The organism is Syntrophothermus sp. (genome assembly GCF_013314835.1).
GTDB classification, from domain to species: domain Bacteria; phylum Bacillota; class Syntrophomonadia; order Syntrophomonadales; family Syntrophothermaceae; genus Syntrophothermus; species Syntrophothermus lipocalidus.
Map to the genome: position 1 here is coordinate 13,047 of NZ_JABUEX010000022.1, position 26,781 is coordinate 39,827.

Annotated in this window: 29 protein-coding genes and 1 other annotated feature; of the genes, 3 read left to right on the top strand and 26 right to left on the bottom strand. The window is 49.7% G+C overall.

The window, feature by feature from the left end:
• Position 1: 1 nt before the first annotated feature.
• The 12 genes from glyQ to yqfC all read right to left on the bottom strand — a co-directional run bounded on the left by glyQ (position 2) and on the right by yqfC (position 10,554).
• Positions 2–904 carry a glycine--tRNA ligase subunit alpha gene (gene glyQ, locus HPY90_RS08290; protein WP_287193504.1) on the bottom strand — a complete coding sequence of 301 codons (903 nt, stop codon included), beginning with the start codon at positions 902–904 and terminating at the stop codon, positions 2–4.
• Positions 905–968: 64 nt separating this feature from the next.
• Positions 969–1,168, bottom strand: a binding site (T-box leader).
• Positions 1,169–1,264: 96 nt separating this feature from the next.
• Entirely contained in the window at positions 1,265–2,275 is a 1,011-nt protein-coding gene (locus tag HPY90_RS08295; protein ID WP_287193507.1) for a hypothetical protein, read from the bottom strand.
• 91 nt (positions 2,276–2,366) lie between these two features.
• Positions 2,367–2,885 (bottom strand): hypothetical protein, encoded by a 519-nt coding sequence (locus HPY90_RS08300; protein WP_287193511.1) that lies wholly within the window; start codon positions 2,883–2,885, stop codon positions 2,367–2,369.
• A gap of 87 nt (positions 2,886–2,972) precedes the next feature.
• Entirely contained in the window at positions 2,973–3,644 is a 672-nt protein-coding gene (gene deoC / locus HPY90_RS08305) for a deoxyribose-phosphate aldolase (protein WP_287193513.1), read from the bottom strand.
• Between the two features lie 11 nt (positions 3,645–3,655).
• Positions 3,656–4,540, bottom strand: a complete 885-nt coding sequence (gene era / locus HPY90_RS08310) for a GTPase Era (protein WP_287193516.1) — start codon at positions 4,538–4,540, stop codon at positions 3,656–3,658.
• On the bottom strand, positions 4,530–4,955 hold the full coding sequence (gene cdd / locus HPY90_RS08315) for a cytidine deaminase (protein ID WP_013175797.1): 426 nt from the start codon (positions 4,953–4,955) through the stop codon (positions 4,530–4,532). The genes era and cdd overlap by 11 nt, the downstream gene beginning before the upstream one ends.
• A gap of 13 nt (positions 4,956–4,968) precedes the next feature.
• Positions 4,969–5,334, bottom strand: a complete 366-nt coding sequence (locus tag HPY90_RS08320; RefSeq protein WP_287193519.1) for a diacylglycerol kinase family protein — start codon at positions 5,332–5,334, stop codon at positions 4,969–4,971.
• Complete coding sequence (gene ybeY / locus HPY90_RS08325; RefSeq protein WP_287193522.1) at positions 5,331–5,807, bottom strand: rRNA maturation RNase YbeY; 477 nt, start codon at positions 5,805–5,807, stop codon at positions 5,331–5,333. The genes HPY90_RS08320 and ybeY overlap by 4 nt, the downstream gene beginning before the upstream one ends.
• Positions 5,770–7,974 (bottom strand): HD family phosphohydrolase, encoded by a 2,205-nt coding sequence (locus HPY90_RS08330; RefSeq protein ID WP_287193525.1) that lies wholly within the window; start codon positions 7,972–7,974, stop codon positions 5,770–5,772. Before HPY90_RS08330 ends, ybeY begins: the two co-directional genes overlap by 38 nt.
• A gap of 2 nt (positions 7,975–7,976) precedes the next feature.
• Positions 7,977–8,969: a PhoH family protein gene (locus HPY90_RS08335; protein ID WP_287193528.1), complete on the bottom strand. Its 993-nt coding sequence runs from the start codon at positions 8,967–8,969 to the stop codon at positions 7,977–7,979.
• Positions 8,970–9,047: 78 nt separating this feature from the next.
• The gene (gene yqfD, locus HPY90_RS08340; protein WP_287193531.1) at positions 9,048–10,262 is read right to left on the bottom strand and encodes a sporulation protein YqfD; all 1,215 of its coding nucleotides are present in this window, start codon (positions 10,260–10,262) and stop codon (positions 9,048–9,050) included.
• Between the two features lie 13 nt (positions 10,263–10,275).
• Positions 10,276–10,554, bottom strand: a complete 279-nt coding sequence (gene yqfC, locus HPY90_RS08345) for a sporulation protein YqfC (RefSeq protein ID WP_013175803.1) — start codon at positions 10,552–10,554, stop codon at positions 10,276–10,278.
• A gap of 217 nt (positions 10,555–10,771) precedes the next feature.
• Between yqfC and HPY90_RS08350 the strand changes: the two genes are divergently transcribed.
• Positions 10,772–11,914, top strand: coding sequence for an HD-GYP domain-containing protein (locus tag HPY90_RS08350; protein ID WP_287193535.1), 1,143 nt, complete (start codon positions 10,772–10,774; stop codon positions 11,912–11,914).
• 67 nt (positions 11,915–11,981) lie between these two features.
• Here the strand turns inward: HPY90_RS08350 and rpsU are convergent, their stop codons facing one another.
• Complete coding sequence (rpsU, locus tag HPY90_RS08355) at positions 11,982–12,161, bottom strand: 30S ribosomal protein S21 (RefSeq protein WP_013175805.1); 180 nt, start codon at positions 12,159–12,161, stop codon at positions 11,982–11,984.
• Positions 12,162–12,239: 78 nt separating this feature from the next.
• Positions 12,240–12,578 carry a histidine triad nucleotide-binding protein gene (locus HPY90_RS08360; protein ID WP_287193538.1) on the bottom strand — a complete coding sequence of 113 codons (339 nt, stop codon included), beginning with the start codon at positions 12,576–12,578 and terminating at the stop codon, positions 12,240–12,242.
• A 272-nt stretch (positions 12,579–12,850) separates the two neighbouring features.
• On the opposite strand from HPY90_RS08360, the gene HPY90_RS08365 reads away from it, so the two are divergent.
• A complete protein-coding gene (locus tag HPY90_RS08365; RefSeq protein ID WP_287193541.1) occupies positions 12,851–13,078 on the top strand; it encodes a YgaP family membrane protein in 228 nt (75 codons plus the stop codon).
• Between the two features lie 26 nt (positions 13,079–13,104).
• On the opposite strand, the gene mtaB is transcribed toward HPY90_RS08365, so the two are convergent.
• The 12 genes from mtaB to HPY90_RS08425 all read right to left on the bottom strand — a co-directional run bounded on the left by mtaB (position 13,105) and on the right by HPY90_RS08425 (position 26,242).
• Positions 13,105–14,439 (bottom strand): tRNA (N(6)-L-threonylcarbamoyladenosine(37)-C(2))-methylthiotransferase MtaB, encoded by a 1,335-nt coding sequence (mtaB, locus tag HPY90_RS08370; protein ID WP_287193586.1) that lies wholly within the window; start codon positions 14,437–14,439, stop codon positions 13,105–13,107.
• The gene (locus HPY90_RS08375) at positions 14,435–15,196 is read right to left on the bottom strand and encodes a 16S rRNA (uracil(1498)-N(3))-methyltransferase (protein WP_287193545.1); all 762 of its coding nucleotides are present in this window, start codon (positions 15,194–15,196) and stop codon (positions 14,435–14,437) included. Before HPY90_RS08375 ends, mtaB begins: the two co-directional genes overlap by 5 nt.
• Complete coding sequence (gene prmA, locus HPY90_RS08380) at positions 15,190–16,116, bottom strand: 50S ribosomal protein L11 methyltransferase (RefSeq protein ID WP_287193548.1); 927 nt, start codon at positions 16,114–16,116, stop codon at positions 15,190–15,192. The genes HPY90_RS08375 and prmA overlap by 7 nt, the downstream gene beginning before the upstream one ends.
• A gap of 47 nt (positions 16,117–16,163) precedes the next feature.
• Positions 16,164–17,309 (bottom strand): molecular chaperone DnaJ, encoded by a 1,146-nt coding sequence (gene dnaJ / locus HPY90_RS08385; protein WP_287193551.1) that lies wholly within the window; start codon positions 17,307–17,309, stop codon positions 16,164–16,166.
• Positions 17,310–17,438: 129 nt separating this feature from the next.
• Positions 17,439–19,238, bottom strand: coding sequence for a molecular chaperone DnaK (gene dnaK, locus HPY90_RS08390; protein WP_287193553.1), 1,800 nt, complete (start codon positions 19,236–19,238; stop codon positions 17,439–17,441).
• 42 nt (positions 19,239–19,280) lie between these two features.
• Positions 19,281–19,946 (bottom strand): nucleotide exchange factor GrpE, encoded by a 666-nt coding sequence (grpE, locus tag HPY90_RS08395; protein WP_287193556.1) that lies wholly within the window; start codon positions 19,944–19,946, stop codon positions 19,281–19,283.
• A gap of 179 nt (positions 19,947–20,125) precedes the next feature.
• A complete protein-coding gene (gene hrcA / locus HPY90_RS08400) occupies positions 20,126–21,157 on the bottom strand; it encodes a heat-inducible transcriptional repressor HrcA (RefSeq protein WP_287193559.1) in 1,032 nt (343 codons plus the stop codon).
• A 97-nt stretch (positions 21,158–21,254) separates the two neighbouring features.
• Positions 21,255–22,391: a radical SAM family heme chaperone HemW gene (gene hemW / locus HPY90_RS08405; RefSeq protein WP_287193562.1), complete on the bottom strand. Its 1,137-nt coding sequence runs from the start codon at positions 22,389–22,391 to the stop codon at positions 21,255–21,257.
• Between the two features lie 80 nt (positions 22,392–22,471).
• The gene (lepA, locus tag HPY90_RS08410) at positions 22,472–24,277 is read right to left on the bottom strand and encodes a translation elongation factor 4 (RefSeq protein WP_287193565.1); all 1,806 of its coding nucleotides are present in this window, start codon (positions 24,275–24,277) and stop codon (positions 22,472–22,474) included.
• 169 nt (positions 24,278–24,446) lie between these two features.
• The gene (locus HPY90_RS08415) at positions 24,447–24,698 is read right to left on the bottom strand and encodes a hypothetical protein (RefSeq protein ID WP_287193567.1); all 252 of its coding nucleotides are present in this window, start codon (positions 24,696–24,698) and stop codon (positions 24,447–24,449) included.
• Entirely contained in the window at positions 24,688–25,731 is a 1,044-nt protein-coding gene (gene spoIIP / locus HPY90_RS08420; RefSeq protein WP_287193569.1) for a stage II sporulation protein P, read from the bottom strand. The genes HPY90_RS08415 and spoIIP overlap by 11 nt, the downstream gene beginning before the upstream one ends.
• A gap of 175 nt (positions 25,732–25,906) precedes the next feature.
• Positions 25,907–26,242, bottom strand: a complete 336-nt coding sequence (locus HPY90_RS08425) for a phage holin family protein (RefSeq protein ID WP_013175819.1) — start codon at positions 26,240–26,242, stop codon at positions 25,907–25,909.
• 189 nt (positions 26,243–26,431) lie between these two features.
• Here HPY90_RS08425 and rpsT point away from each other — a divergent pair, with 189 nt between their 5' ends.
• Entirely contained in the window at positions 26,432–26,704 is a 273-nt protein-coding gene (gene rpsT, locus HPY90_RS08430) for a 30S ribosomal protein S20 (RefSeq protein ID WP_013175820.1), read from the top strand.
• Positions 26,705–26,781: the final 77 nt, after the last annotated feature.

Here is a 26,781-nt window from a genome sequence, read left to right on the forward strand (position 1 = left end):
CCTAGCCCTCCTTTAACGTCTTCTTCCTGAGTTCAGGATCTTTCAGCAAAGGATACCCTAATTTTTCCCGCTGCCGTAAATAAGCCAGAGCCACGCTGCGGGCCATATTTCTGACCCGAGCAATGTAGCTGGTGCGTTCAGTTACGCTTATGGCTCCTCTCGCATCTAACAGGTTAAAGAGGTGCGAACACTTCAAAACGTAGTCATAGGCGGGCTGTACCAATTCCTTCTCCAGTACCCGTTTAGCCTCTTTCTCGCAGAGATCGAACATTGTCACCAAGGTTTCGATGTCCGCTACCTGGAAGTTGTAATAAGAATAGTCGACCTCACTCTGGTGGTGAACATCCCCGTAGGTAATGCCGTCTACCCACTCGATGTCAAACACGCTCTCCCTGTTCTGGATGTACATAGCAATTCTCTCGATACCGTAGGTAATTTCAGCGCAAACCGGGTAGCAGTCAATGCCCCCGCACTGCTGGAAGTACGTAAACTGGGTGATTTCCATCCCATCGAGCCATATCTCCCACCCTAAGCCCCAGGCTCCGAGGGTAGGGGATTCCCAGTTATCTTCCACCAGCCTGATGTCATGTTTGCGCGGATCAATCCCAAGAGTACGAAGACTGTCCAAATACAGGTCAATAACATTGTCGGGAGACGGCTTCAATATCACCTGATACTGGTAATAGTGTTGAAGCCGGTTGGGGTTCTCGCCGTACCGACCATCAGTCGGCCTGCGCGAAGGCTCTACGTAAGCCACATTCCAAGGTTCAGGCCCAAGAGCGCGCAAAAAGGTAGCCGGGTTCATCGTCCCCGCCCCCTTTTCCACGTCATATGGTTGCTGAATGATGCAGCCTTGGCTACCCCAAAATGTTTCCAGAGCTAAGATTATCTCCTGAAAAGTCACCTTCAATCCTCCTATCTATATGCGATTTGATGCGACTAGACCTAAAACTAAAGCCCGTCCCCTACACAGGGACGGGCTTTTCCCGCGGTTCCACCCTGATTGGCCTTAGCAGGCCCTCTCGTGATAATGCAGGCTTTACTCGCCAACGGCTTTCCTCCTGCGGCTCCAAAGCGCCCTTCAGGAAGTCCCCTGACCGGATTCCCACCACCACCGGTTCTCTGTCCAGAGGGCATCTCCCTTACTCCTCTTTATCATCGCCATATATCGATTTGTCGCTTTTAAGTTTAACAACCGCCAGACCTCTTGTCAATCAACTATACCCCTCCCGCCTGTACAGGAGGAGTGGCTCAAATAACTTGGTCACCGATCAACCTTCGCCAACCGTCTGAGTCCAGGTTGCCAAAAACCATCCACAACAGCGTCAACGACGTTTACCGGCTCGTTCACCACCATTACTGGTTTACCCGTGTGCTGCTGTAATCTTTCGGCATAGGACAAAGCGTTTGTCGGGTCAAGGCGGCTGTAATTAAGAGCAATATAAACCCTTCTTACATCTCTCAAACCGAGCGACCTAAGTTTGCCCGAGAATTCTTGGGCCGGTTCCCCGTTCACGTAACAAAACACCGTCCCGTTTAGTTTGCTCATTCCCGGCGACGTTACAGGCCGAGAGAATTCTACTCCGCATCGTTTCCCTTCCCTGACAAGCTGCAGGTAGGCCCTTGCCGCGAGCACTCCTAAGCACGAAGGCGATTTTACCACTGCCCAGCGGGGTACTACTACTACGGCGCTGGGAGCTCTTGCTTGAACCAATAATCGCTTAAGCTTCTCAACCTTCATCCCGTCCTTCATGTACGAATGAGCAGCATACCCCCTGACCGCCGGTACCAGAATGATGTCGGGACAAGTGCCGATCGTAGAAAGATGGTGTCCCCCGTCGAATACCACCACCCGCAAACAGGTACGTCTTAGCTGTTTTAAGCTTTCCCATCCTTCCGATGTCGTGTGCCATTTGTCCATTTTAGAACACTCGACTAGCACTTGAACCCGGTGTTGTAGCACCCCTTTGGCCAAAGTCAGGTTATCGGCCCTGGCTTCCGGCGTTATGGCCGCAACTGTCAGGCCAGGCCGTGGTATGCCCGGGTTGCACACGTCTTCCCAGCCTAGGATGCTAAGCTGACCGTTTTTTAACAGCTCGGTCACCTGAGCCGGCACGACCTCTTCTCTCAAGCCCGGATTGAATACGATTTGTAGCCCCGCGTGACTGGCTACCACCCGCCCATAGCACCCCAGTATGCTATAATACGCCCCGTTCTTCACCCACGACCAGTCGGTGTTTATGGCTAAGTACGCGTACCCCGCGACCAGTATCATCCACAAAAGAACCTTTTTCCCACAGCTTCGCCTCCTCTTACAGCCCGTCTCCAGCACCCCTGTCCCGCGCAGGATTGGGCCAACTGATTTCCTACAGCCCCGTCTTCTCCCACTTCCGCCTCTCCGCCTCCACCAGCTCCTGCCCTTTTTCTCCTAGAGCCGATCGGTCCAACGCCAGCTCCTGTCTTCTCCCCCAATCCCTCGCAAAATAGGCCGCGTCAATCTCCTTCTCGTTGGCCCACATTTCCTCGGTCCAGGTAAGCAACCGGTCTGCAACCCCGATGTAATCCCCCAACCTTGAACGCAAGCCTGGCTCTAGTATCTTCCCCTTGTATTGCTTTACCCGCTTCAAGGCCTGCCGAGCCACATCCAGGTCTTCCTGCCGTTGGGGATAGACCTTCGACTTCAGGTACAAGTACTGCGCCGCCCACGGCAGGCGTTCCATTTCTGCGGGGGTCTTTGCTTTCTGTTCAAACCTTTGAAGGGCCGCAATATAGTCGCCCCTAGCTTTCCTTACCTCGGCTCTAGCATGAAGCTCCCACCCCAAACCGATCAACAAAACAACCATCATAGCCAAGAAAGTCAAGGCCACTGCCCTTCGCATGGCCACATCGCCAACCCCTTTCCCGCTAAGATGGCTGTATTATTCCCCAAGTTATGCTCCCAAAATTCAGTTCCAGATATTCGTGATCTGAAGTTATATCTCCATCAATTCCGATATTATGGAACGGGCATGACTAGTTCCGATACGATCTGCCCCCAGTTCAATCAGTCCCAGAGCCTGTTGGTAACTCTTTATCCCCCCCGAGGCCTTTATCTTTAAAGAAGGCGGTGCAGAACTGCGGATATAGATAATATCATCGCCTGCAACTCCTCTGGGCCCGAATCCCGTACAGGTTTTGACGAAATCAGCCCCGCCAGAGGCAACCACCCGCGTAGCAGTTCGTATCTCCTCAGGATTAAGGTACCCGGTTTCGATTATTATCTTGAGTATGCCACCCCTATCGTGTACCAACCGGGCCAAGCCCTGCACTTCTTCTTCAACCGCCCGGTAATTGCCATCTTTAAATAAGCCTATATTCATTACCGCATCGAGCTCAGTAGCTCCTGCTTCCATTGCCGTTTCAGCTTCTTTTACCTTAATTACCGTCGCATTCGCCCCTAAAGGGAATCCCACGACCGTGCACAGTTTCACCTCTTCAGCTTCCAAACAGCGAGCTGCCAGCTCTAGCCTGCCAGGATTGACACAAACCGCAAAAAACCGGTAGCGCGCAGCTTCTTCGCATAACCTCCTTATCTCTTCGGCCGTAGCGTCCGGCCTGAGCAGCGTCGAATCGATATAACGGCTCATCTCACTACGGGTCAGCACTTTATCTCTCCTCACTTATACCCAAAACCCCGCAGGTAGGCGTCTGCGTTTCTCCAGCCTTTTCTAACCTTAACCCAGAGGTCAAGATATACATTGACCCCCAGTAAACTTTCGATATCCAGGCGGGCAGCTTCCCCAATCTTCTTCAGCATAGACCCGGATTTCCCTATCACGATGGCCTTTTGCGAATCCCTTTCGGTAAACACGACCGCTCTTACGTAAACGGTGTTACCCTTGCGTTCCTTCATCTCCTCCACTTCGACTGCCAGCGAGTGCGGCACTTCTTCTCGGGTGAAATACAACGCCTTTTCCCGGATAAGCTCAGCTACTATGAACCGCTCCGGCTGGTCAGTAACTTGGTCCGGAGGGTAGTAGTAGGGTCCAACCGGAAGATAATCGAGTATTTTTCTAATAAGGGCATGCACATTGGTCCCCATGATAGCTGAAATAGGCCATGTCTCCGCAAAGCGGAATCTTGACTGAAAAGACCCTATACACCTCGATACCTCATCTTGGTCGACCAGGTCTATCTTGTTGACCACCAGAAACACGGGGGCACTCGTCTTGGTCAGAAACTCGATGATTTCCTCGTCTCCCTTTTCCATGCCGTCTTTGGCGCTCACCATATACAGCACCACGTCTGCTTCTCTCGCCGTCGCGTGGGCAGTGCGAACCATGTATTCGCCTAGTTTGTGGCGCGGCCTGTGAATCCCTGGGGTATCGATAAAGATTATCTGACCCTGTTCACAGGTATATATCCCCTGTATCCGGTTCCTGGTGGTTTGGGGTTTTTCCGACACGATCGCCACCTTTTGCCCGATGACAGTGTTTAAGAAGGTTGACTTACCCACATTGGGCCTGCCGACTATGCTTGCAAATCCAGACTTAGTCTCCATTACTTTCCTCCCTGTTGTCTAAAGCAAAAGTGTGCGGGAGCAGTTCCTTCAGAGAAAACGTAGCAACGTGACCTTTTCTATCGCTCAGAAGTATTACCAGATCAGGTGCAAATTCTGCCATGACCTGCAAACAAGCTCCGCAAGGAAAGACAAACCCTTGCCCGTCCCCAACCAAAGCCAGGGCTTTAAACTGCTGTTCGCCTTCGGAAACGGCCTTGGCCACTGCTGTTCTTTCCGCGCATATAGTCAACCCGTATGATGCGTTTTCCACATTACACCCAGTGTACACCTTACCCGAAATGCCCTGTAATGCCGCACCTACCCTGAAACCGGAGTATGGCGCGTATGCCCGCTCTTGTGCCTTCCTCGCCATATTAATCAACCAAAGCTGTTCAGTGCCGGCTTCTCCCTGCAACGGTAGTGCCCCCTTAAGACAGGTAATCTATGAACCTTGGGCCAAAAATAATGATACCTGCTACCACTGCCGCAACTGCAGCCAGCAGTACGGCCCCGGCTGCGATGTTCTTGGCCTCTCGAGCCACCGGATGGTAGGCATCAGTATATAGGTCAACCGTTTTCTCTACTGCCGTGTTCATCACTTCTGCGATCAACACGAGAAAAATAGTAAATGAGAGCAACCCCCATTCCCAACGCTCGATATGCAGGGCCCAACCCAATGTTACCGCCGCTACTGCAGCCAAACCATGCCACCTCATGTTACGCTGGGTGAGAAATGCACTGACAATGCCCGCCCAAGCACAGTTAAAGCTTTCCTTCAGATTCCGGTTTTTCATAACCTGTCCAGCCCTACATCTTTGAGAACTCTCTCCTCCATCAACCTCATCTCGGTCCTCGCTTCCTCATCCTGGTGATCGTACCCCAACAGGTGCAACATCCCGTGAACCGCCAAATACGCCACTTCCCGAGCCAGGCCGTGCCCGTAATCTCTTCCTTGGTCTTCAGCCGTTTCCAAGGAAATGATTATGTCTCCGAGCACAGGCTCCATCTCTTCAGGAGCCTCATAACCCGGTTCGTCCGAGGTACCCTCGTTTAAGGCAAAGGACAACACATCGGTAGGTCTGTCTACCCCTCTGTATTCTCGATTAAATGAACGTATTTCCTCTTCGTCAACCAGCACCAGGCTCACTTCCGTCTCCGGAGGCAAACCGTGTATCTCCGCCGTTCTTTGCAAGGCCTGAATCACCTTGATCTCGAGGCCAGGATCCCAATCAACCTTCGTCTGACGGTTTATTACCGTTATTTCCACTTCGAGCCTCCTTCGCGGCAATCTGCTCAGCCAGGTTGTCCGGGTATTCGATGCGGGCATGGTAGATCCCGTTCAGTATCTTACCAAACGACTCGGCTATAACGGCAAGGTCCCGGAAGGTCAGGTTGCACTCCTCCAGCTGGCCGTCGTTTAACTTGTCCTTGATGATTCTTCTGACCATTCCCTCAATTTTGCCTGGAGTGGCGTCAGTCAGTGAGCGAACCCCGGCCTCCACGGCATCGGCCAGCATAATAAGAGCAGCCTCTTTACTCTGGGGCTTAGGTCCTTCATAACGAAAAGCTTCTTCGTTGACTCTTTGAATCCCGTCTTCTTCCAAGGCGCGGCTGTAAAAGTATTTTACCAGACTCGTCCCGTGATGTTGCTCAATAAAATCCACGATAACCTTGGGCAAGCGAGCCTCTCTGGCCATTTCTACACCGTCTTTAATGTGGGAGGTTATGATCAAAGCGCTGAGGCTAGGAGCTATCTTTTCGTGAGGGTTCTCAAAGCCGATCTGGTTCTCAATGAAGAAGTACGGGCGTTTCAATTTGCCTATGTCATGGTAATACGACCCCACTCGTACTAAGAGAGATTGGGCTCCGACCGCCTCGGCCGCCGCTTCAGCCAAGTTACCTACGATCAAGCTGTGATGATAGGTCCCGGGAGCTTCAACCAGCAGCTTTCTCAACAAGGGTTGGTTCGGATTTGACAACTCTAAGAGCTTTATCATACTGGTTATGGAAAACACGGACTCCAAATAAGGTAAGAAACCTATTAGCAGCACAGCCGAAAGAAAACCGTTCAAAACCCCCATGATGCTCCCGATTAAAAGAGTGCTGATTTCCGGATTACCAGAACTCACTCCCACAGTCAACAAACTAGCCACATTGGCAAGTGCCACGTAGACCCCTGACTTCGCCAGGTCGGAGGTATGGCTCAACTGTGATATGCCGAAAACGCCTACGCTACCCCCGGCAAAAGCGGTCAGAGCAAAACCTAACTGGTTTCCCGTGGTCATCATCCCCACGTAGAAGGCCAGGATCATCGCCACCATATAAGCGAGACGGCTATCAAGCAAGACTGCTACTAGCATCGGCCCGACTGAAGCCGGAATCAGGTAGCCATTGAGAGCATTTACGTCGGTTCTACCACCAATGTTCAGGATGCTCACAACCTTAGCCAACAAAACTACGATCAGTATAACCAAGCCCAGGAGCAGCATTAAGCGGTCTTCCTTCAAAATGTCCCGGTGATAGCGCCGCAGGTACTCGATTCCGAGCCAAAAGGTTAGCAGCACAAATAAACCGGTTCCCCCTAGAACCATTCCTAAGTTTCCGCTCCGCTGCAACCCCAGTTGTTCCAGGATCTCGATGTGCTCTTCGGTCACCGGATCCCCGGCTCTAACAATAATCTGGTTTTGTTTGATGGTTCTCTGTACCGGCAGAACCTTTTTTACCGCTTCATCTACAGCTTTTTGAGTGGCTTCGGCATCGAATATCATGTTGGGTCTTACGGCCTGACACACAGCTATCGCTATTATTTGTTCAGCCTCAGAAGCAAACTGAAGAGAACGAGCCTGCTCAAACGCCTGTTGGTAAACCGACGGTAGAGCATCCTCCGTTATGGGTTTATCCATAACATCAGCCAGTATCTTGTGAGACTGTTGCCGTATCCTTTCCAGGTCATCGTCTCCTGCGTTTAAAATATAGGTAGCCAATTGCTTCGGGTTAACTTGCTTGAGGTTTCTTTCCGCAACAACCCCCTGAAGTAAACTTGTTAGCTCCTCCACTGTCCGAGTCTGAGTAACTTCTACCGCGTTTCTCAAATCAGTTACCTGTCCGAAAAAAGTATCTATATCCCCTGAAGCCCGGGTCAATGCCTCTGTATCTTCCTGGTAAACATTCTTGACCCGCTGTGCTGCTTGTCGCTTGAGTTCCTGGGTCCGGTTTTCGTCTACAATGACTCTGGTTACGGGAGACCTGATGTCACGAGGGCTGATCTGCCCCGGTCGCAGCTGTACTCCATAAGTACGAAAATTAGTAAATAAGATAAAGGTCAATAAGACGAAAAAAAACAGGTACCCGACGGCACGGCGGGTGGTAGTACTGCGAAGAACCCCTATCAGTTTTCCCCACGCCCAGTCCCTGCCCCGTGAAAATAAACTCATCGTCAGCCTTCCTCCCGCGGAGAAGCCGCCCCGTCGATCGAAGCTTCGTACTGCTCGTAAGCATCTATAATATGCTGTACCAACGGATGCCTCACCACGTCCTCTTTAGTCAGGTATTGAAACGCAATACCCTCAATCCCTTTGAGTATCTTCTGTACCTCAATCAACCCGGAGAAGTTGTCCCGAGGAAGGTCAACCTGAGTGACATCCCCGGTAATTACAGCTTTAGAACCAAACCCAAGCCGGGTCAGGAACATCTTCATTTGCTGGGGCGTGGTGTTTTGGGCTTCATCCAGAATAATAAAGGCGTCGTTTAACGTTCTTCCCCGCATATAAGCCAGAGGCACGATTTCGATGATGTTCTTGTCCATATAACGCTGGGCCACATCCACCCCCAAAATATCAAAAAGACCATCGTACAGAGGCCTCAGATAAGGATCTACTTTATCGATCAGATCCCCGGGAAGAAACCCCAGCTTTTCCCCCGCCTCTACTGCTGGTCTCACCAAAATAATCCGGCTTACCTCTTTGTTGCGCAGTGCGCGAACTGCCATGACTACGGCAAGATACGTCTTACCCGTACCAGCCGGCCCTATAGCAAAAACGATATCGTTGTCCATAATAGCCTGAAGATACTTTTTCTGCCCTATCGTTTTAGCTTTCACTGCCTTGCCCCGAGCGGTTGTCAAGATAGTCCCGGAAACAATGTCCAAATGTCGGGGCTGTTCACCCCTCTTTAAGAGCTCACGCATATAGTTTATATCCGTAATCGTCAGCTGTTTCTCGTTCTTAACAATATCCAAAAGGCTGTGAATAAGGGCAAAGGTATCATCCACCTCTTCTTCTTGGCCTTTGATAATAATGTCAGCACCCCTGGCACTGACTCCAGCACCACATATACTGGCTAGGTACTTAAAATTGGCATCTTTTGCTCCAAAGAATATGGCAGCATCCTGGTTATCCTCAATACTAATCCGGGCTTCTTTTTCGGACAAAAACTCGACCTCCCGCCGGCCCGATCCGGGCACTTTGTTTATCGACGTAAAACATTATATCATATTTAAAATCCTGCATTAACGTGCATTTGCCTCCAGGTTGATGGGCTGCGGCACCCCAATTTCTTCTACTACTTCGGCGTAGGCTTTGACCCTGACTACCGAGTCGGCAGGACATGACAGAGTCTTCATATCAGTATCAACAACTTTGCCGCCAGAACCGAGTTTTCGCTTTAGCCGTTCTAAGGCCTGGCTTCGAGCCTTGTCTAAAGCCTCGTCAGGAGAATAAGACAAAGTAATGGTCTCTTTTTCCCGGCTGACGGTAGTCACCCACCCCCACTTTCCCCAGGGAGATTGCAATGTATACGATTTTTGATTACGTACGGATTGATTAAACTTCTCCCCGCATTCACGCAAAGTATAACGAGCCCATGGAGTCACCAAGACTATTCTCTCCGCTGATCTTCCTGTGAAAACTGATTTTTGGGTGGTCAACCCGCATTCTCCGTAACCCTCATACCACACCCTGGCCTTGACCTGCCCCTGGGCGGTGACTATTTGCGGGTGCATAACGCCCTGTCCATCCTCTCCATCTAACCTCGTTTCCGGAAATACAATGCCCGAAATGAGGACATCTCCTTTGGCTACGGTCTCTCCTTCCTTGACCAGGGCCTGCCCTTTCAGCACCAATACACTCTCAATAATTCCGTCTTTCCGGGCAACTATATGGCAGGGCCCTTCTGGTTGGTTAGGCAAAACCTTTTCCACTACTTTGATCTCCGCTTTCACCCCCTTGATGTTAACCTCGACGTACGAAAGCTGAAGTAAATCCTTCAATATACCGTCTTCGACGTCAGTCTTAGCCAAGTTCCACTTCATCGCACCTTCGTACAACCCGTGCCTGGCCGCGGCCTTGAGAATTGTCTCAGTAGAGAGGTTGACGTTCCCGTTGACTTCGATTACCCAAATGAAAGATGATAACAGGTATAGGGCCAACACGAACAGCCCTGCGCCCCACATTAACATTCTTCTGCGCTGCAATACCTGCCGGTAAAAGGGAAACCCTTCTGTGTTGATGACTTCTAACTCGAATCCATGTTCCTCGGTCAAGTTTTGGAGAGCCTGGTAAGCACTGTTTCTGATTCTAAAGCATATTCCTTCTGGAGTCCGTTTTACGTCCCACAGAAATATCCCGCGGGCTAAAGCTAGATTCATGAGTTTTTCGGGGTACTTACCTTTGACCGCTACGGTAAGAAAGCCCCCCAGGAAGTTGCCCCACCTGGCATTAAGCACTCCAGCTCCCCCTTCACTGGAAATACTTGATAGCCCGGATAAGCCCACAAATGCTCAATTCATCGGGAAGAATCGTCTTAATCTCAAGGTTAGATCCCTCTATTTCGATAAAACCTCTTGGCAAATTTATCCTAACTAGGTTCCCATCAAAGCTCATTATCCCCTTATGGTTATCAAGATAAAGCTCCTCCTGGCCAATGACCGTAAGTTTAGGCAGGTCCATCACCAGGTCTCGAGGCATCTCGAGTAATTCGGTAACAGCCTGGTTCAGCTTTTCTCTCCGGTTATCCATAGTACCCTCCCGCCCAGCTCCCAAAATGAAACCACGTTGTTCATATACAAATGTATGCCAAGGCACGAACCGGAATTCATCGACCTTCCACAACCGACCAGTTTATACTAAGATGTTGTTTACAGTAAATTTAGGACTTTATTCTCGGTTCGCAAAACGATATTATTTTTTTGTAGGCTTAGTGACACGAAAAAAGTAGCACTGGGGAGAATCGTTCATGCAGAGGCTCAGTATAGAGGAATTGGAACCGGGAATGTTGGTGGGGCGCACCATTGTAAACAGCGAAGGCAAACCGCTTCTTGTTAAGAACACTGCCCTTACCGAACATTATATAAGTCGACTGAAAACCTTGGGGTTAACATCGATTTACGTTAAGAATGACCTGAGCGACGTAGAAATCCCCGAAGTTGTTTCATCCACGGTTCGCATTTCGGTTACCAAAACTCTTAAGAATACCTTCCAAAACTTACCCAGTAAAGGTCAGTTAGATACCCGGGCTCTCAAGAAGGGCGTTAGTCTATTGGCTGATGATATCATGAGCAACCGGGATGTCCTTTTCGGTATGTATGATGTTTCTACCCACAGCGATATCCTGTTTTTTCACTCAGTCAACGTGTGCATTCTGGCCATAATGACCGGCATTTCTCTCGGATACAACGAACTCAGCTTGATGGAATTGGGAGTAGGTGCCTTACTTCATGACATCGGAATGGCATTCCTAAAACCTGACGTCTTTAACAAACCCGGACCGTTAACTCCAGCCGATTCGGAATTGGTGAAGAAGCACCCGGAAAACGGGTTCAATGTGCTGCGAGCCCAGGGAGAGATCCCCCTCCGATCCTCGCACGTGGCCTTCCAACATCACGAAAGATGGAATGGATCCGGTTATCCTAGGGGAATGAGGGGGAATGACATCCTGGAGTACGCACGGATTGTAGCCGTAGCCGACGTTTTTGAAGCGTTGGTGTCTGACCGACCTTACCGCGAGGGTTACGCAATCGATGACGTCTTTACTATCTTGCGCAAGTTGTCCGATGTTTACTTTGATCCTTATATCCTGGACATATTCATGTCCAACATTGCCCCCTACCCTGTAGGAGGCATGGTCAAGCTCAATAACGGGCAGGTTGCTGTCGTCTTGTCTACAAACAAAGCCAATCCTTACCGGCCACAAATAGCCATAGTTGTGGATGCCGATGGAAGCCTGTTGTGCCCGGCGCTCAAAATCGATTTGTCCCAAGAACGGCATATACAGATAGTCAAGATACTGACCGGAAAAGAGTTCAAACTGTTCAGGCTCCTCCTGAACAACAGTGTCACCGAAATACGGCAAAACAAACCTCGAACAGGTTGGCGCTAAAAAACTAAAGCCTGGTAACTCAACTACCAGACTTTAATCTTCGTTATCCAATTCCTGCCTCAAAAGCCTAACTCCATTTACGTTTCTTACGAGCCGCTTCCGACTTCTTTTTTCTCTTCACGCTGGGTTTGACATAGTGCTCATGTTTTCTAATCTCTTGCATAACTCCAGCCCGCTGGCAAGAGCGTTTAAATCTTTTTAAAGCCGAATCCAGAGATTCGTTTTTCCCCACTCTAACTTCGCTCACGTTTTCCCTCCCCTCCGTCAGCCATCACCATACAGCACACCTTCTTATTTTACTTTACTCAGGTGAACAGCGTCAAGTTTAGCCCGGAGGCCACCTGAAATCCCTTCCACCTAATAGATGGTAGTGAATATGAAACACGCTCTGACCGGCAGTAGCGCCGGAATTGTTAACCACCCTGAAACCTTCAAGCCCCAGTTCCCTCGCCAGTCGAGCCGCAATAACCTGGATGTACCCCATCAACTCGGTATGGCTCTCATCAACCTCGTGCAAAGAACTTATGTGTTCTTTTGGTATGAGAAGTATGTGGACCGGGGCCACAGGATTGATGTCGTGAATGGCTAAAACTCGCTCATCTTCATAAACCTTGTTAGATTCGATCTCGCCAGCGGCAATCCGGCAAAACAGACAGTTTTCCAAGCTTTCACCTCCTTCAAACAAAGATTTACCGAAGGATTTATGTGGGCAGAAGCTGCTTTTCGAATATGAAAGGTTAGAACCTCAATATTTTCCACACTTAGGGATGATGTAGAGAACCGCCGGAACTAGCGATAAATATTTTCTTCTATTCTAACAAATAATAATTACAAAAGAAACTTATCAAGCAATTATTTTAAAGACAGGCAATTTCTGCCATCTCGAGGAACAGCGAATTGAACGGACACCAACGACACAAAGGAGGTTATTAACCTATGAACAGATTGGCGAAAAACCTAAGTCAAGCTGAGCGCGTTGCTCGCGCTGTCGTAGGAGTTGTATTTCTCTTTATCGGCCTTTCACCAAGTCTTAGCCCTGCATGGAGCACAATAATGCTGGTGCTGGCTGCGTTTGTCCTAATAACTGCTGCCGTCTCCTACTGTCCCCTCTACACCCTGTTCAACTTCTCCACCGAACGCAGCAAAACCAACAGTCCAGAGTAGCAGTACCGCCAAACACGGCAAACCTACTAGTCCCCAAAATGGGAAGATACCCTGTCGGACACAACCTCCCATGAAGGGATTTCTGATGATGTCACCAGCCTGACGGATACGAACTGGCCTGGGTCCAACTGACCGCCGTAAAACTCGGCCCTGAGGTAATTGTCGGTTAGCCCCTCGCACCTGCCGCTGTCCTTAACCTCTTCCACCAACACGGTTAAGGTCTGGCCTGAACAACTTTCAATAAACCGTTGCTGTTTGTGCCGGGCCAGATTTAGTAAGGCTTTGCTCCTTTGTTCTTTTACCTGATTCTCGACCCGAGGGTAAAGGTCGGTAGCCGCAGTGTTTGGCCGTGGAGAATAGGGAAAAACATGCAGTCCTGCAAATGGCAGTTCATCTATCAGCTTCAGAGTATCAAGAAAATCCTCCTCTGACTCAGTTGGAAACCCCACCATAACATCCGAAGTCACGGCCGTGCCAGGGACTCGGCCGGTTACCATCATAACTAGATCCCGGTAGAAACCGCGAGTGTAACGCCGGTTCATCAGTTTCAGCACCCGGTCGCTTCCACTTTGCAGAGGAATGTGTAGGTGCCGGCACAGCTTCTTTTCACTAGCCATTAACTCAATCAGCTTTTTCGTGATTTCTGTCGGTTCGATTGAACTCAGTCGCAAACGGTAATCTCCCTGCACCTTGACCAGAACCGTTTCTAACAACCTGACAAGATCCCAATCAGCCAAGTCTTTTCCATACATCCCAGTATGAATTCCAGTTATGACTATTTCCTTGAATCCAGCGCTTACTAACCAGTCTATCTCTCGCACAACGTCTTCTGGGAGCTTGCTCCTAACCGGCCCGCGAGCATAAGGAACCAGACAATACGAACAGTAGCTTTCACAACCGTCCTGAATCTTTACGAAGGCACGCGTCCTCTCGTAGGCAGGTAGGCACCAGGCTCCCCGACGCAGCGGTTCTTTGGACAGTTCACCCACAACTACCGCCTTTGAAGATTGACTCCTGTGGTTTTGTACCAGTTCGGCTATCCTATCCTTAGAGCTATTGCCGATAACCAGATCTACTTCAGGCATAGCAGCCAGCAAGTTTGGCGCCACCTGGGCTAAGCAACCGGTGGCTACCACTACCGCCTTGGGGTTCTTACGCTTAGCCCTCCGAAGCATTGCCCGGGACTTGCGCTCACTAACGTGGGTAACCGCGCAGGTGTTCACCACGTAAACATCTGCCACTTCGTCTCCACTGAGTATCTGGTAACCGTAATCTGAGAATTGTTGTTTTATGTTTTCGCTTTCTACCTGGTTCACCTTGCAACCCAAAGTGTAAACTGTGACCCTAGCCTTGATGTCAATTCCCTCCTAAGTCCCCCAGTTCATACATAACAGCGGTGATAGCAGCCAAAGCAGCAGTCTCAGTCCGAAGGATGCGCGGTCCTAGCCCTGCCATCAGTATTCCCCTTTTGCGAGCTGTCTCTGCTTCCCGAAGGCTGAACCCTCCTTCAGCTCCTATGTACAGGATAACCCCCCTGTCACGCAAAATCCGGGCATTTTCTCTCAGAATCGTCTTCAACGGCCGCTTCCATTCCCCTTCGTAAAAGAAAAGACCCGGGATATCCCTGCATTCATCCATGACAACTGTCAAATCCCTAATGCCCTTAATTTCAGGCACAACTGTTCGGCCGCACTGTTTGCAAGCTTCCTTGGCAATCTTCTGCCACCTTTGGACCCGGTGAAACGCACGTTCACCGTCCAACCTTACGGTACCGCGGTCGGTCATTACCGGATAAATTCGACTTATGCCCAGTTCCACTGCTTTCTGCACGATGAAATCCATCTTCTCGCCTTTTCCGACACCCTGCACCAAACCGACTGTCAGGCCTGGCTCGCGTTCTGGATGGTTTTGGTTTACTACTCGGCCCTTAATCAGGCCTTTTTCTGCTGTCTCCAGCCTCACCAGCAATTCTTTGCCCGAACCATCACAAACCAGAACTTCGTCCCCCGGTCCTAATCGTAATACTTTGCTGAGATGCTTCGCTTCATCCCCCTCGATTATTACATACCCATCTTTGATCCTTTCATGAGCAACAAAAAAGCGGTGCAAGCTTACCATCCCTTCTGAACCACCACCGCTACCCACTCTTCTTCGTTCTCGGTCAGTTCCTGCACCGTGAACCCTGCACTTTCCATTGCCGCCTCCACAAGTGGCCACTGTATTGCGGTTATTCCTGAAGCTATGAAGTGTCCACCCCTAACCAACATGGTCCTTATCTTGGGCATTAACTCCTTCACCAGCTCAGCCGTCAAATTGCCGATGATTAGGTCCGCCCTCGTTTCAGGCATCTCTCTAAAATCGAGGTTCCATACCTCGACCTGCTCCTCGACCCCGTTACGCGCAACATTCTCTTTTGCTACTTGAACCGCCACGGGGTCAAGGTCTAAGGCTATGATCCTTCTGGCTCCAAGCTTTGCAGCCGCAATGGCAAGTATCCCCGAACCGGTCCCTATATCTATCAACGTCATGTCTTTGCTGACGTATTTCTCGATTAGTTCCAGGCAAAACCTGGTAGTTGCATGGGTGCCGGTTCCGAATGCCATCCCAGGATCTATTTCGATAACCACCTCTCCAGGTTCTGCTCGGTAATCTTCCCAACTCGGTTTTATCACCAAACGTTTCCCAATCTTTAAAGAATGATAATAGCTTTTCCAACAGTTAGCCCAGTCCTCTTCGTTAACATCTTCGACTAAAAAACGGCATTCAAATCCAAAGCATTTCTCTATCCGTTCCAGTCCTTCTATGAGCCGCGACGTGATATGCCGATCCTCAGGAAAATAAGCCTTTATCACGATAAAATCGCGGTTAATAAATTCAAGAGGCAGTTCATAGGCATCCCAGTCTCCGCTTTCGATTTTTCTCCGGGCCAGATAAGGATCCTCGATCACGACCCCTCCGCAACCGAGCTCGTGAAAAAGTCCAGCTATCGCTTCGCCACAAGCCTCATCAGTCATTACCCGGATTTCTTTCCAGTTCAAAATACCACCCCGCGTATTCGATTAATACTCCCTGGCGTCGCAAGCGGCTAACCGCCGAAAGCATCCTTAAACTTATCGAAAAAACCTTTTTCCTTTTTGGGCAGCTCTTTTTCCCGGTGCTCTTCCCGGGCAAACTCCTGTAGAAGCTCCCTTTGTCTTTCTGACAAACCAGTAGGAGTCTTGACCCTTATCTTTACTAATTCATCGCCGCGGCGGTGTGTACGGAGATTGGGAACCCCTTTCCCTTTTATTCTAAAGACCGTACCCGTTTGGGTTCCTTCAGGAACAGTCAATTTATGTTCTCCCTCAATAGTTGGTACTGTGATTTCTGCTCCCAAAGCGGCTTCAACCATGGAAATCGGCACTTCACATACCAAGTCGTTTCCTTGCCGTTCGAAAACCTTATGAGGTCTTACTGTGATGTATACGTAAAGATCCCCCGGGGGGCCTCCGTACTGGCCCGGTTCACCCTCTCCCGCCATTCGTAACCTGGAGCCGGTGTCCACTCCCGCTGGAATCCTCAGAGTCACCTTGCGCGTTTTCCTGGCTCTCCCGGAACCCCCGCACTTCTTACAAGGCTTTTCAATAACCTTGCCCTGTCCTCCGCAACGAGGACAGGTTCTCACAGTCTCAAAACGTCCAAAAGGCGTGCTCTGAACGTTCCTAACCTGGCCTGTTCCGCCACAGTTGGGGCACGACTTTATCTCTGTGCCGGGCTGTGCCCCCGAACCGTTACAGGTATCGCATGTTTCTAACCTCGATACCTGTATCTCTTTCTCCGCACCAAAAACCGCGTCTTCTAGATCGATTTCTAACTCCATCTCCCGGTCCAGTCCCCGAGTCGGCCCCCGCCGGCGGGAACCCCTGGTTCCGGTGCCGAAGAACATATCGAACAAATCTTCAAAACCGCCCATCCCACCAAAATCGAATCCCCCTGCTCCGAAGCCGCCCGGGCCTTGGGTGGGATCAAAAGCGGCATGCCCGTACCGGTCATAAGTGGCTCTTTTTTCAGGATCACTCAAGACCTCATAAGCTTCATTGATTTCCTTGAACTTCTCCTCGGCCTCTTTTTTGTCCGGATTAACGTCCGGGTGATATTTTAAAGCCAGCTTGCGGTAGGCTTTTTTGATATCTTCCTGCGACGCGTCTCGAGAAACCCCTAACACTTCGTAATAGTCACGCTTACTGGTCATGTGACCACACCTTTCCGCGCGTGGGAATTCACACAAGATTCATCAAGTTATTATACCATCTAGAACAAGCGGCGGACAGATAGCTGTCCGCCTTGCATCATCTTAGATACCCTTGGCAACAAACCTAAGTCATTTTGCCTCTTCTCCTACATTGTAATCCGCGTCGACTACATCGTCTTTGCCCGGCTGATTGGGACCAGCTTGCTGGTACATCTTCGAGCTCAGCTCGTAGACTGCTGTCGTCAGGTTCTCAGTCTTCTTTCGAATCTCTTCGAGGTCTCCCCCCTCAAGAGCCTTTTGCAGTTCCTCCTTGGCAGCTTTGACCCGGTCCACGTCCGCCCGGTCTGCCTTATCCCCAAAGTCCTTAACGGTCTTCTCGGCTTGGTATATCATGCTGTCAGCCTGGTTCCTAATCTCGGCTTCTTCCCGTTTCTTTTTGTCCTCTTCTGCGTATTTTTCCGCATCCTTAACCATTTTCTCAATGTCTTCCTTACTCAGTCCGCTGGAAGACGTAATCGTAATCTTTTGCTCTTTGCCTGTCGCCAGGTCTTTAGCCGATACGTGCACGATACCGTTGACGTCTATATCGAACTTAACCTCAATCTGCGGGACCCCTCGCGGTGCGGGGGGGATACCAACTAGCTGGAACCTGCCTAGGGTTACGTTATCTTTGGCCATCGCCCGCTCGCCCTGCAAAACGTGTATGTCTACCGAAGTCTGGTTATCGGCTGCAGTCGTGAATATCTGGCTCTTAGAGGTAGGTATCGTGGTATTTCGATCTATGATCTTGGTGAACACCCCTCCCAGGGTTTCAATACCGAGAGAAAGCGGCGTCACATCCAAAAGAACTACGTCCCTAACCTCTCCTGCCAAGACCGCAGCCTGGATTGCAGCCCCGACTGCCACAACCTCGTCGGGATTAATCCCTTTGTACGGTTCCTTGCCTATAAAATCCCGGATGGCTTTCTGTACCGCCGGAATGCGGGTTGAACCGCCTACCAGGATGACCTTGTCAATTTTATCAGGTGTCAAGCCAGCGTCTTGGAGAGCCTGACGAGTGGGTCCCATGGTCTTCTCGACTAAGTCGGCTGTCAGCTCTTCAAACTTGGCCCGGGTCAAGTTGGTATCCAGGTGTAGAGGCCCTTCAGAGGTAGCGGTGATAAAGGGAATATTGATGTTAGTGGTCATCAAGGTCGATAGTTCGTGTTTGGCTTTTTCGGCTGCCTCTTTCAACCGCTGCATCGCCATTTTGTCGTTGCGCAGATCGACTCCGTATTCTTTCTTGAAGTTTTCCACCAGGTACTGAATGATGCGCTCGTCGAAATCGTCACCGCCCAAGCGGTTATTGCCGCTGGTCGCTTTAACTTCGAAAACGCCGTCTCCTATCTCTAGAATGGAAACGTCAAAAGTCCCACCACCCAAATCAAAAACCAGAATGGTTTGGGTTCCTTCTTTATCCAGGCCGTAGGCCAGGGCTGCCGCGGTAGGCTCGTTTATAATCCGCAGTACCTCCAAACCAGCGATGGTACCGGCATCTTTGGTAGCCTGCCGCTGGGAATCGGTAAAATAAGCAGGTACGGTTATGACCGCCTTAGTGATGGGTTCACCCAGATAGCTTTCCGCATCGGTCTTGAGTTTCTGCAATATCATAGCCGAAATTTCTTGCGGAGTGTAATTCTTGTCATCAATCTTTACCCTGTGATCCGTACCCATATGTCTTTTGATTGAAACGACTGTTCGGTCGGGGTTAGTTACCGCTTGGCGCTTCGCTACCCTTCCAACCAATCTTTCTCCGTTCTTTGCAAATCCCACGACTGAAGGCGTGATCCTCTCTCCTTCAGCGTTGGGAATTACGGTTACATCATTTCCCTCCATAACCGCTATAACTGAATTTGTAGTACCTAAGTCGATTCCGACAACTTTACCCATAGATTGCACCTCCATTTGATGAAGATTAGATGACACTATAGCCTATTCCTTGTTTGCTGGCTCTTCAGTGTTGTCCCGGTTGCGCGCCACCTTCACCAGACTAGGCCTGAGCAGGCGCCCCCTCATCATATAGCCTTTCTGAAACTCTTCTATCACCACATTATCCGGAAGGTTGGGATTATCTTCCACAACCAGCGATTCATGATATTGAGGATCAAACTGCTGGTTCAGCGCTTCAATCGGAGTTACTCCCTCGCTCCTCAGAACTTCCAGCAGTTTCTTTTGAACCATTTCCACTCCCTGGCACAACCCGTCGAAATCCCGGGTTGTTTTTGACGCGTTAACAGCCCTTGCAAAGTCGTCTATTACGGGCAACAGCTTTTCGATTAAAGGCCTGGCGGCAAAACGAAGCAACTCTTCCTTTTCTCTCTGAAACCGCTTCTTCATGTTCTCCATGTCTGCCAAAGCCCTCAAAAACCTCTCGTAGTTTTCGCTGCTTTCACGGGTTTTTTCTTCTAGCTCTTTTTCCAATTGCCCCAGTTTGTCGATCTCATAAACGTTTTCGGTTTCCGTCGGCTGGTCAGTATGTCCCGGATCCGGCGGCCCTCCCCCGGCTTCATCATCATTAATAAGTTTTTCCGTATCCTCGTTACCGAACTCATCTTTCTTTTCTTGTTCGTGCCCCGGCTCTTTCTCCAACCAATTCACCCAGTTTCACCTCACTCCAACAGTAGTGATACCCTTTAATTGATATGGAAACCCGAATTTAAACGGGCTGATTCCTGCCTGAATCAAAGCACCGATACAACATTATTGTTCAAAACCATAATCAGGGCCAGCACAAAGCAGGGCCCTGATATTAAGAAGCTCACTTTGCACGCTCTCGACTACATCATCAGCTTGCGAATTACGTCCTCCACGACATCTCGAAAAGACTCCACCAGCCCTGCTGCCCTCCAGTATTGCATCCTTACCGGCCCGATCAAGCCTATCTTGCCCATTTCCTGGCCATTTATCTCATAGCTGGTAAACACCAGGCTCAGCTCTTGAATCTCCTCCACTTCGTTTTCGCGCCCGATCTTGATCCTGACCTCTTGGGGCCCGGGATCATTCAGAACCTTCTTAAACAGGCTGTTTTCCTCCAAAATACCCAGCACCGTCTTCAACTTATCCGGGTTTCTGAACTCGGGTTCGTTCAACATGTTAATGGCACCGCTGATGAGCACCTTTTCTTCATCCGAAGCTTGCAGCAGCTCATCTATTGCCTCCAGAACCCGATCAATAGCCTTCCTCTGGCTCAACAGTTCATCACGCAGTGATTTTAAACTGGTTCGACTCAATTCACCTAGTTTGACCCCGGCTAGGCCTCGTGTGAAAAAGGCTGATATCTTTTCCAAATCATGGGCCTGAATCGATTCCGGCGTGTCAATTAACTTATGAAGAATAACCCCGCTGGACGTTACCAATACCACCAGAGCAGTGCCTTTTTGCATCGGCACCAACTGCACCGACTTTATCTCAGCCACCTTGATAGGACCACTGATGACAAACGATGCATAACGAGTGAATTGAGAAAGAGTAACCCCGGTACGCCTTATTACCTCAAAGATATCGTTTATTCTATCGGATAAAACCCTATGCAGCAGTTCCTTTTCGTTTTCCGCCAATTCTTCCTTTTCCATCATGCAGTCCACGTAATACCGGAACCCCAACTGAGAAGGTATCCTGCCCGCTGAAGTGTGAGGCTGCTCGAGAAAACCCATCTCTTCCAGATCCGCCATCTCATTCCTTACGGTAGCAGGGCTAACCCCTAGCTGGTGCTTGCGAACGATGGACCGGGAACCTACCGGTTCTGCGGTTTCTACGTAATCTTTAATAATCGCCTCTAAAATAAGCTTTTTTCGCTCATCTAACACCATACCAGTTCACCTCTGTTAGCACTCTCGTTAGTTGAGTGCTAAACATTGCTATTCTCAAAATAACACCCAAACCTTTATTTGTCAAGGCAGCTCCTTTTTAGAGAAACTCGCGAAAAACCTCGTTCGAAAGGAAATAACCTTTTCTTGAAAGGCACAATTTGCTGCCTTTCCTTTTTATTAAACCCAGTTCTATAAGCCTGTCGACTGAAGATCCGAACAGCAAAGAAAAGTCAACTTCGTATGAACGCTTCAATTCTTCAACATCAATTCCGTCGATTAACCTCAAACCGAGCACAATCCGGTCGCGCACAATACCTTCTTCGTTCAAACATTCCAGCATTGACCTCGGGGGCTGATTAGCTACGCTCAAGCTCTGGATGTAAGCGTCTACATTTGGGTCGTTTTGGTATCTATTTAACTTCAAGAAAGAAACCGCCCCTGCGCCTATTCCGAGGTACTGTCCCCCTTGCCAATAATTCAAGTTGTGGCAACATTCGTATCTAGGCCGGGCGAAGTTCGATAATTCGTAATGTCGATATCCCGCCCCGGTGAGAACATCGACCGCCAACTCGTACTGGGCCAGCTCCTCTTCTTCGGAAAGTAGCTCCACTTCCCCTGTGGCTATTAAATGGCCTAACGGGGTTTCTGGCTCCGGCTGGAGAAGATAAGCCGACACATGCTGAGGATTCAGAGCTAGAGCATTGTCCAAGCCCTCCCTCCATCGGCTTAAGTCTTGCCCAGGCACCCCATAAATCAAGTCGATGCTGATGTTGTCAAAACCGGCTTTCAAGCATACATCAAAAGCTGTTTTTACATCCTGTCGGCTGTGCAAACGCCCTAGCCACTGAAGGATGTCGTCGAAGAAACTTTGCACACCCAAGGACACCCGGTTGATACCAGCGTGCCGGTACGAGGCCATCTTCTTCAAGTTGACGGTACCAGGATTAACCTCCAGGGTTATTTCTGCCTCCGGCAGTATCCCGAAAACCGACCCTACCTTGTCGATAATCGTGGCCACGTAAGCCGGATCCAACAGGCTAGGAGTTCCTCCCCCAAGATACAATGTTCTGACGGCCTCAGCCTGTTGCAGATCCTGGGCTCTTTCTTCTATCTCCCCACACAAGCACTTAACGTATCGAGCAACCAATTCTTCGTGGTAAGACACGGAATAAAAATCGCAATAGCGACACTTTCTCACGCAAAACGGAATATGCACATAGATGCTTGCAGGCAAATCCGATACCTTCCTCCATAACATCTACACCCGACGAAACAACTGCCCGGCCCAGGTCTTTTGCCAGCATCGAAGCCCGTTTATTTCTTCTCAGATTCAACGCTTAGAACAGACATAAAAGCATCTTTTGGAACCTCCACCCGGCCGATCTGCTTCATCTTTTTCTTTCCTTCTTTCTGTTTCTCCAATAGCTTTTTCTTGCGGGTGACGTCACCACCATAGCACTTGGCTAAAACATCTTTGCGCTTGGGCTTGATGGATTCGCGGGCAATTACCCGGCTGCCGATGGCCGCCTGAATAACAACTTCATACAACTGTCTCGGTATGATAGTCCGTAACCGCTCTACCAACCCTCTTGCCCGCATATACGCCTTTTCCCGGTGAACGATAACCGAAAGGGCATCAACCGGTTCCCCGTTCAGCAGTATTTCTAGTTTCACCAGGTCAGAGTCTTGGTAGCCTATTACTTCATAGTCAAACGATGCGTATCCCCTGGTTCGTGACTTCAACACATCGAAGAAATCGTAGATGATCTCAGCCAGAGGTAACTCGTAGGTAAGCATAACCCGGTGTGGGGACAAGTATTCCATGTTTTTAAACAGCCCGCGCCTCTCCTGACAAAGCTCCATAACCCCACCAATATAGTCATCAGGCATCATAATAACCGCTCTGACTACCGGCTCCTGCACTTTGACAATAAACTGAGGATTTGGCCATTTGGCCGGGTTCTCGACACCTACCACCTCACCGCTGGTCAGGTGAACCTGGTATACGACACTGGGAGCCGTGGCAATCAGCTCCAGGTCATATTCTCTTTCCAAACGCTCTCTTACAATGTCCATATGCAACAGACCTAAGAACCCACAACGGAAGCCAAAGCCCAGCGCCTCTGATGTTTCCGGTTCAAAATGGAGAGAAGCGTCGTTGAGCCGCAGCTTTTCCAGGGCATCTCTCAAATGCTCGAATTGGCTGTTTTCTACGGGATACAGACCGCAAAACACCACCGGCTTCACTTGGCGGTACCCCGGCAAAGCTTCTGACGCTGGGTTTTCGGCCAAGGTTATGGTATCACCGACCCGCGTATCTCGAACATTCTTGATGCCGGCTGCCAGGTAACCCACCTCACCAGGGCCCAATTCCTCAACAGGTTTCATAAAAGGCGAAAACACGCCAACCTCGGTGACTTCAAACTCCTTGCCCGTGGACATCATGCGGATACGGTCTCCTCGCTTCACTCTGCCCTCAAAAACCCGTAGATACGAAATAGCTCCGCGGTAAGGATCGAAATAAGAGTCAAAGATAAGCGCTCGCAATGGCTGTTCAGGCTCTCCCCTGGGAACCGGGATCTTATTCACCACTGCTTCCAACACTTCCTTGATGCCGATTCCCATCTTGGCCGAAATCAGTATAACCTCCTCTTTATCAAGCCCCAATACGTCCTCCATTTCCTGAGCAACACGGGACGGGTCGGCACTTGGCAGGTCTATTTTGTTTATAACTCCGATTATCTCCAGGTTCTGGTCCATGGCCAGGTACACGTTGGCCAGGGTTTGCGCCTCGATACCCTGTGAAGCATCTACTACCAGCAAAGCGCCTTCGCAGGCAGCCAGGCTCCTGGACACCTCGTAGGTGAAATCCACGTGACCGGGAGTGTCAATAAGATTTAGAATATACTCCTGCCCATCGTCCGCTACATAGCGCAACCTAACCGGCTGTAACTTGATAGTTATACCACGCTCCCGTTCCAAGTCCATCTGGTCGAGAAACTGGTCTCGCATTTCCCTTCCCGACAAAGCTCCGGTAAACTCCAACAAGCGGTCAGCCAGAGTGGACTTTCCGTGGTCGATATGGGCAATAATACAGAAATTCCTTATCCTCTCTCGCAAGCTTAGACCCCCAAAACATTCGGTATCAGCCGCTGACTTCAGGTTACGCTGTCAATTATACCTAATTTCGGCTACTGTCTTCAATCTATCATCCTTCCATAACCGTTAACAGTCCTCCCTCAACCTTTTGATCAGCAAAAACCGTGACCGAGATTCGTCCCAGCCACGGTCAATGAGATAAAACCCTTTCCAGCCTCCTGTATACTCCTCTTATCTCGCCGGTTTCTAAGCTCCGGTTCTCGCCAAGACAAGTGAATACCACCTCCCCCTTTTGCCCTATCGACCACGCCAGTACTGGACCCTCTTCCTCTAAGGTCATCGCGGAAGTCGCGTGTGCCGCCACATTGAGCCCTTCAACACACAGAAACACAATAACCAGTACCAAACAAAACCGGATGGCGAGTTGCACGTTACCGTTCACCCTCCTTGAACACCTCGTACAGTATGTCTGCAAACAATTGAGCCGAATATAAGGCCTCGCTCAAAGAGTTTTGGTCGTTGCCGAACTCCACGAGAAGCGCATGGTGATGGAATTCTTGGTTGTAGGTTCCGGCTTTGAATCGCACTTGCTTAATTAAGCCCGGATACATAGTTTCCCCTTTTTCATAGATAACCTGCGCAAACTCTGCGTTCTTCCTCCAGTTAGGGTGAGGTTTCCTCTCGTCAGTACCTACCACTATGAGTATTCGAGCTGCACTCTTCCCGTTAATCTCTATAGAATCGGGGCGTGCCTGGGGATAAGCGTCCCTATGTACATCAAATATTGCAGCAAGATCCGGATGTTCCTCTAATAAACTCTGGACGGTCTGGCGGGACTTGGCATAGGAAGCCGCAAAATCCGGGTAATCGTGTACAGTTTTGACGTGAAATGAGGTAAAACCCCGCTTCGCTGTCTCGGCTTGAAGGGCGGCTGCTACTAGGTTGACATGGCCTTCCTCCCCCTCGAGCCGTGATTCGCCGCAGTCGGGGCGATACGATTCCCCGTTATGAGTACAGTAAAAAGCCAATTTTGTTCCTTTCAAGTCAGCTGCCTCTTCCTTATTGACACTCTCGTCATTTGAAACAGCTTGAGGTGGAGAATCAACATTATTCTCACTTTCAGATATTGAGTCGAGCTTCGACCCCTGAACGTTAGCCATAGCCTGAATATGGGAAAAGAGCATGTCTTCTGGACCTGCAAAGAATACGCGTAACCATCCATAAACGCCAGGTGGTACTAAAGGCGAAGGAGATGCTAACACGACGCTGGACTGGGAAAACACGGTTTCAGCGGTTTCTGTCGTCAGGTTGAGTCCGTAAACAGTGTGCAGGGTTTTCATAAGAGCGAGCGCATAGTCGAACAGCTGGGTCAACCCTCGATTAGGGTTAAAAGTTATCCCGGCAATTATGACCGCTGCCAATACTTGCACGTAAACTAGTCCCTTAACCAGATGCCAAAAATGGGTTCTGTTCATTTTCCCCTCCCCCTTATGCCCGCATTCAATAAATCTTATTGTAGGAATATCATCAATATTACGAAAAGTTGGACAGCTCCACGCCAGAACGCCAGAATAAAAGCCGGATACAGATCCGGCTTTCGAAGGACAAGTTATGTATAAGTTCCAACCCGAGTTGGAACTTATATATGTGCTACCTTAGTTCGGTAGGCACGAATGCATCGATTAAACCTATGACAAACGCGGCCAGTAAACTTCCTACCAGAGAGACAGAAAGATAGGCCGGAACGATAAACTGGGCCACATAGATTACCACGGCCGCAGTAATAAACCCTACTATACCTCGACTGCGCGGGGAAATCCGTTCTCCCAGTATCAACTCCACGATGTACCCGAGAATAGCGATTACAGCCGCGGCGATCAAGGCTCCTATAAACCCGTTAACCTTTATTCCTGGAAGCAACCAACCGACTGCCATCAAAACCAAGGCTGATACCACGAAACGGACGACAGCACCGAGCCAATTCACTAAACTCACCTCCTTTCACCCTGACAGTCCTCGCAGACTCATCATTATGGCATTGGTCAACTACTTGCTCGCCTTCTTACACTCATAGATTTCCTTAACCGTCAAAAAACTATGCAACCTCAGTTGCATTTTGGGTGAAGGAATGCTATAGTGAACTTGTTGACTTTTGGATAAAAAGGAGGTGGAAAATTGGCCAAAAGCAAGACTCCGGCTAAGAGGGCCCGCAAAGCTGAAGAAAACCGCCTTCGCAATGCTGCCAATAAATCGGCCATGAAAACCGCCATCAAAAGATTCGAAGCGGCTCTAGCTAGCAAGGACCTGGAGCTGGCCCAGGAAAAGCTGAAGAAGGCTATTTCCGTTATTGATAAGAACGCAGTTAAAGGAATTATCCACCGGAACACGGCGGCTCGAAAGAAGTCTAGGTTAGCCAAGCGTTTTAAGTCCGCAGCGGGAACCGATTAAGAAGCGGGCAAAGGATAGTCATTTAATCTCAGCTCAGAATCATTTATGAGAAAACCTGTCACTAAGACAGGTTTTTT

What these genes read in the sequence shown, in the direction of transcription:
- HPY90_RS08295 (WP_287193507.1), bottom strand. Translation starts at nt 2,275, where the DNA reads ATGATACTGGTCGCGGGGTACGCGTACTTAGCCATAAACACCGACTGG.
- era (WP_287193516.1), bottom strand. Translation starts at nt 4,540, where the DNA reads ATGGAGACTAAGTCTGGATTTGCAAGCATAGTCGGCAGGCCCAATGTG.
- HPY90_RS08320 (WP_287193519.1), bottom strand. Translation starts at nt 5,334, where the DNA reads ATGAAAAACCGGAATCTGAAGGAAAGCTTTAACTGTGCTTGGGCGGGC.
- HPY90_RS08330 (WP_287193525.1), bottom strand. Translation starts at nt 7,974, where the DNA reads ATGAGTTTATTTTCACGGGGCAGGGACTGGGCGTGGGGAAAACTGATA.
- yqfC (WP_013175803.1), bottom strand. Translation starts at nt 10,554, where the DNA reads ATGGATAACCGGAGAGAAAAGCTGAACCAGGCTGTTACCGAATTACTC.
- HPY90_RS08350 (WP_287193535.1), top strand. Translation starts at nt 10,772, where the DNA reads ATGCAGAGGCTCAGTATAGAGGAATTGGAACCGGGAATGTTGGTGGGG.
- HPY90_RS08365 (WP_287193541.1), top strand. Translation starts at nt 12,851, where the DNA reads ATGAACAGATTGGCGAAAAACCTAAGTCAAGCTGAGCGCGTTGCTCGC.
- HPY90_RS08375 (WP_287193545.1), bottom strand. Translation starts at nt 15,196, where the DNA reads ATGGTAAGCTTGCACCGCTTTTTTGTTGCTCATGAAAGGATCAAAGAT.
- dnaJ (WP_287193551.1), bottom strand. Translation starts at nt 17,309, where the DNA reads ATGACCAGTAAGCGTGACTATTACGAAGTGTTAGGGGTTTCTCGAGAC.
- dnaK (WP_287193553.1), bottom strand. Translation starts at nt 19,238, where the DNA reads ATGGGTAAAGTTGTCGGAATCGACTTAGGTACTACAAATTCAGTTATA.
- hrcA (WP_287193559.1), bottom strand. Translation starts at nt 21,157, where the DNA reads ATGGTGTTAGATGAGCGAAAAAAGCTTATTTTAGAGGCGATTATTAAA.
- spoIIP (WP_287193569.1), bottom strand. Translation starts at nt 25,731, where the DNA reads ATGAACAGAACCCATTTTTGGCATCTGGTTAAGGGACTAGTTTACGTG.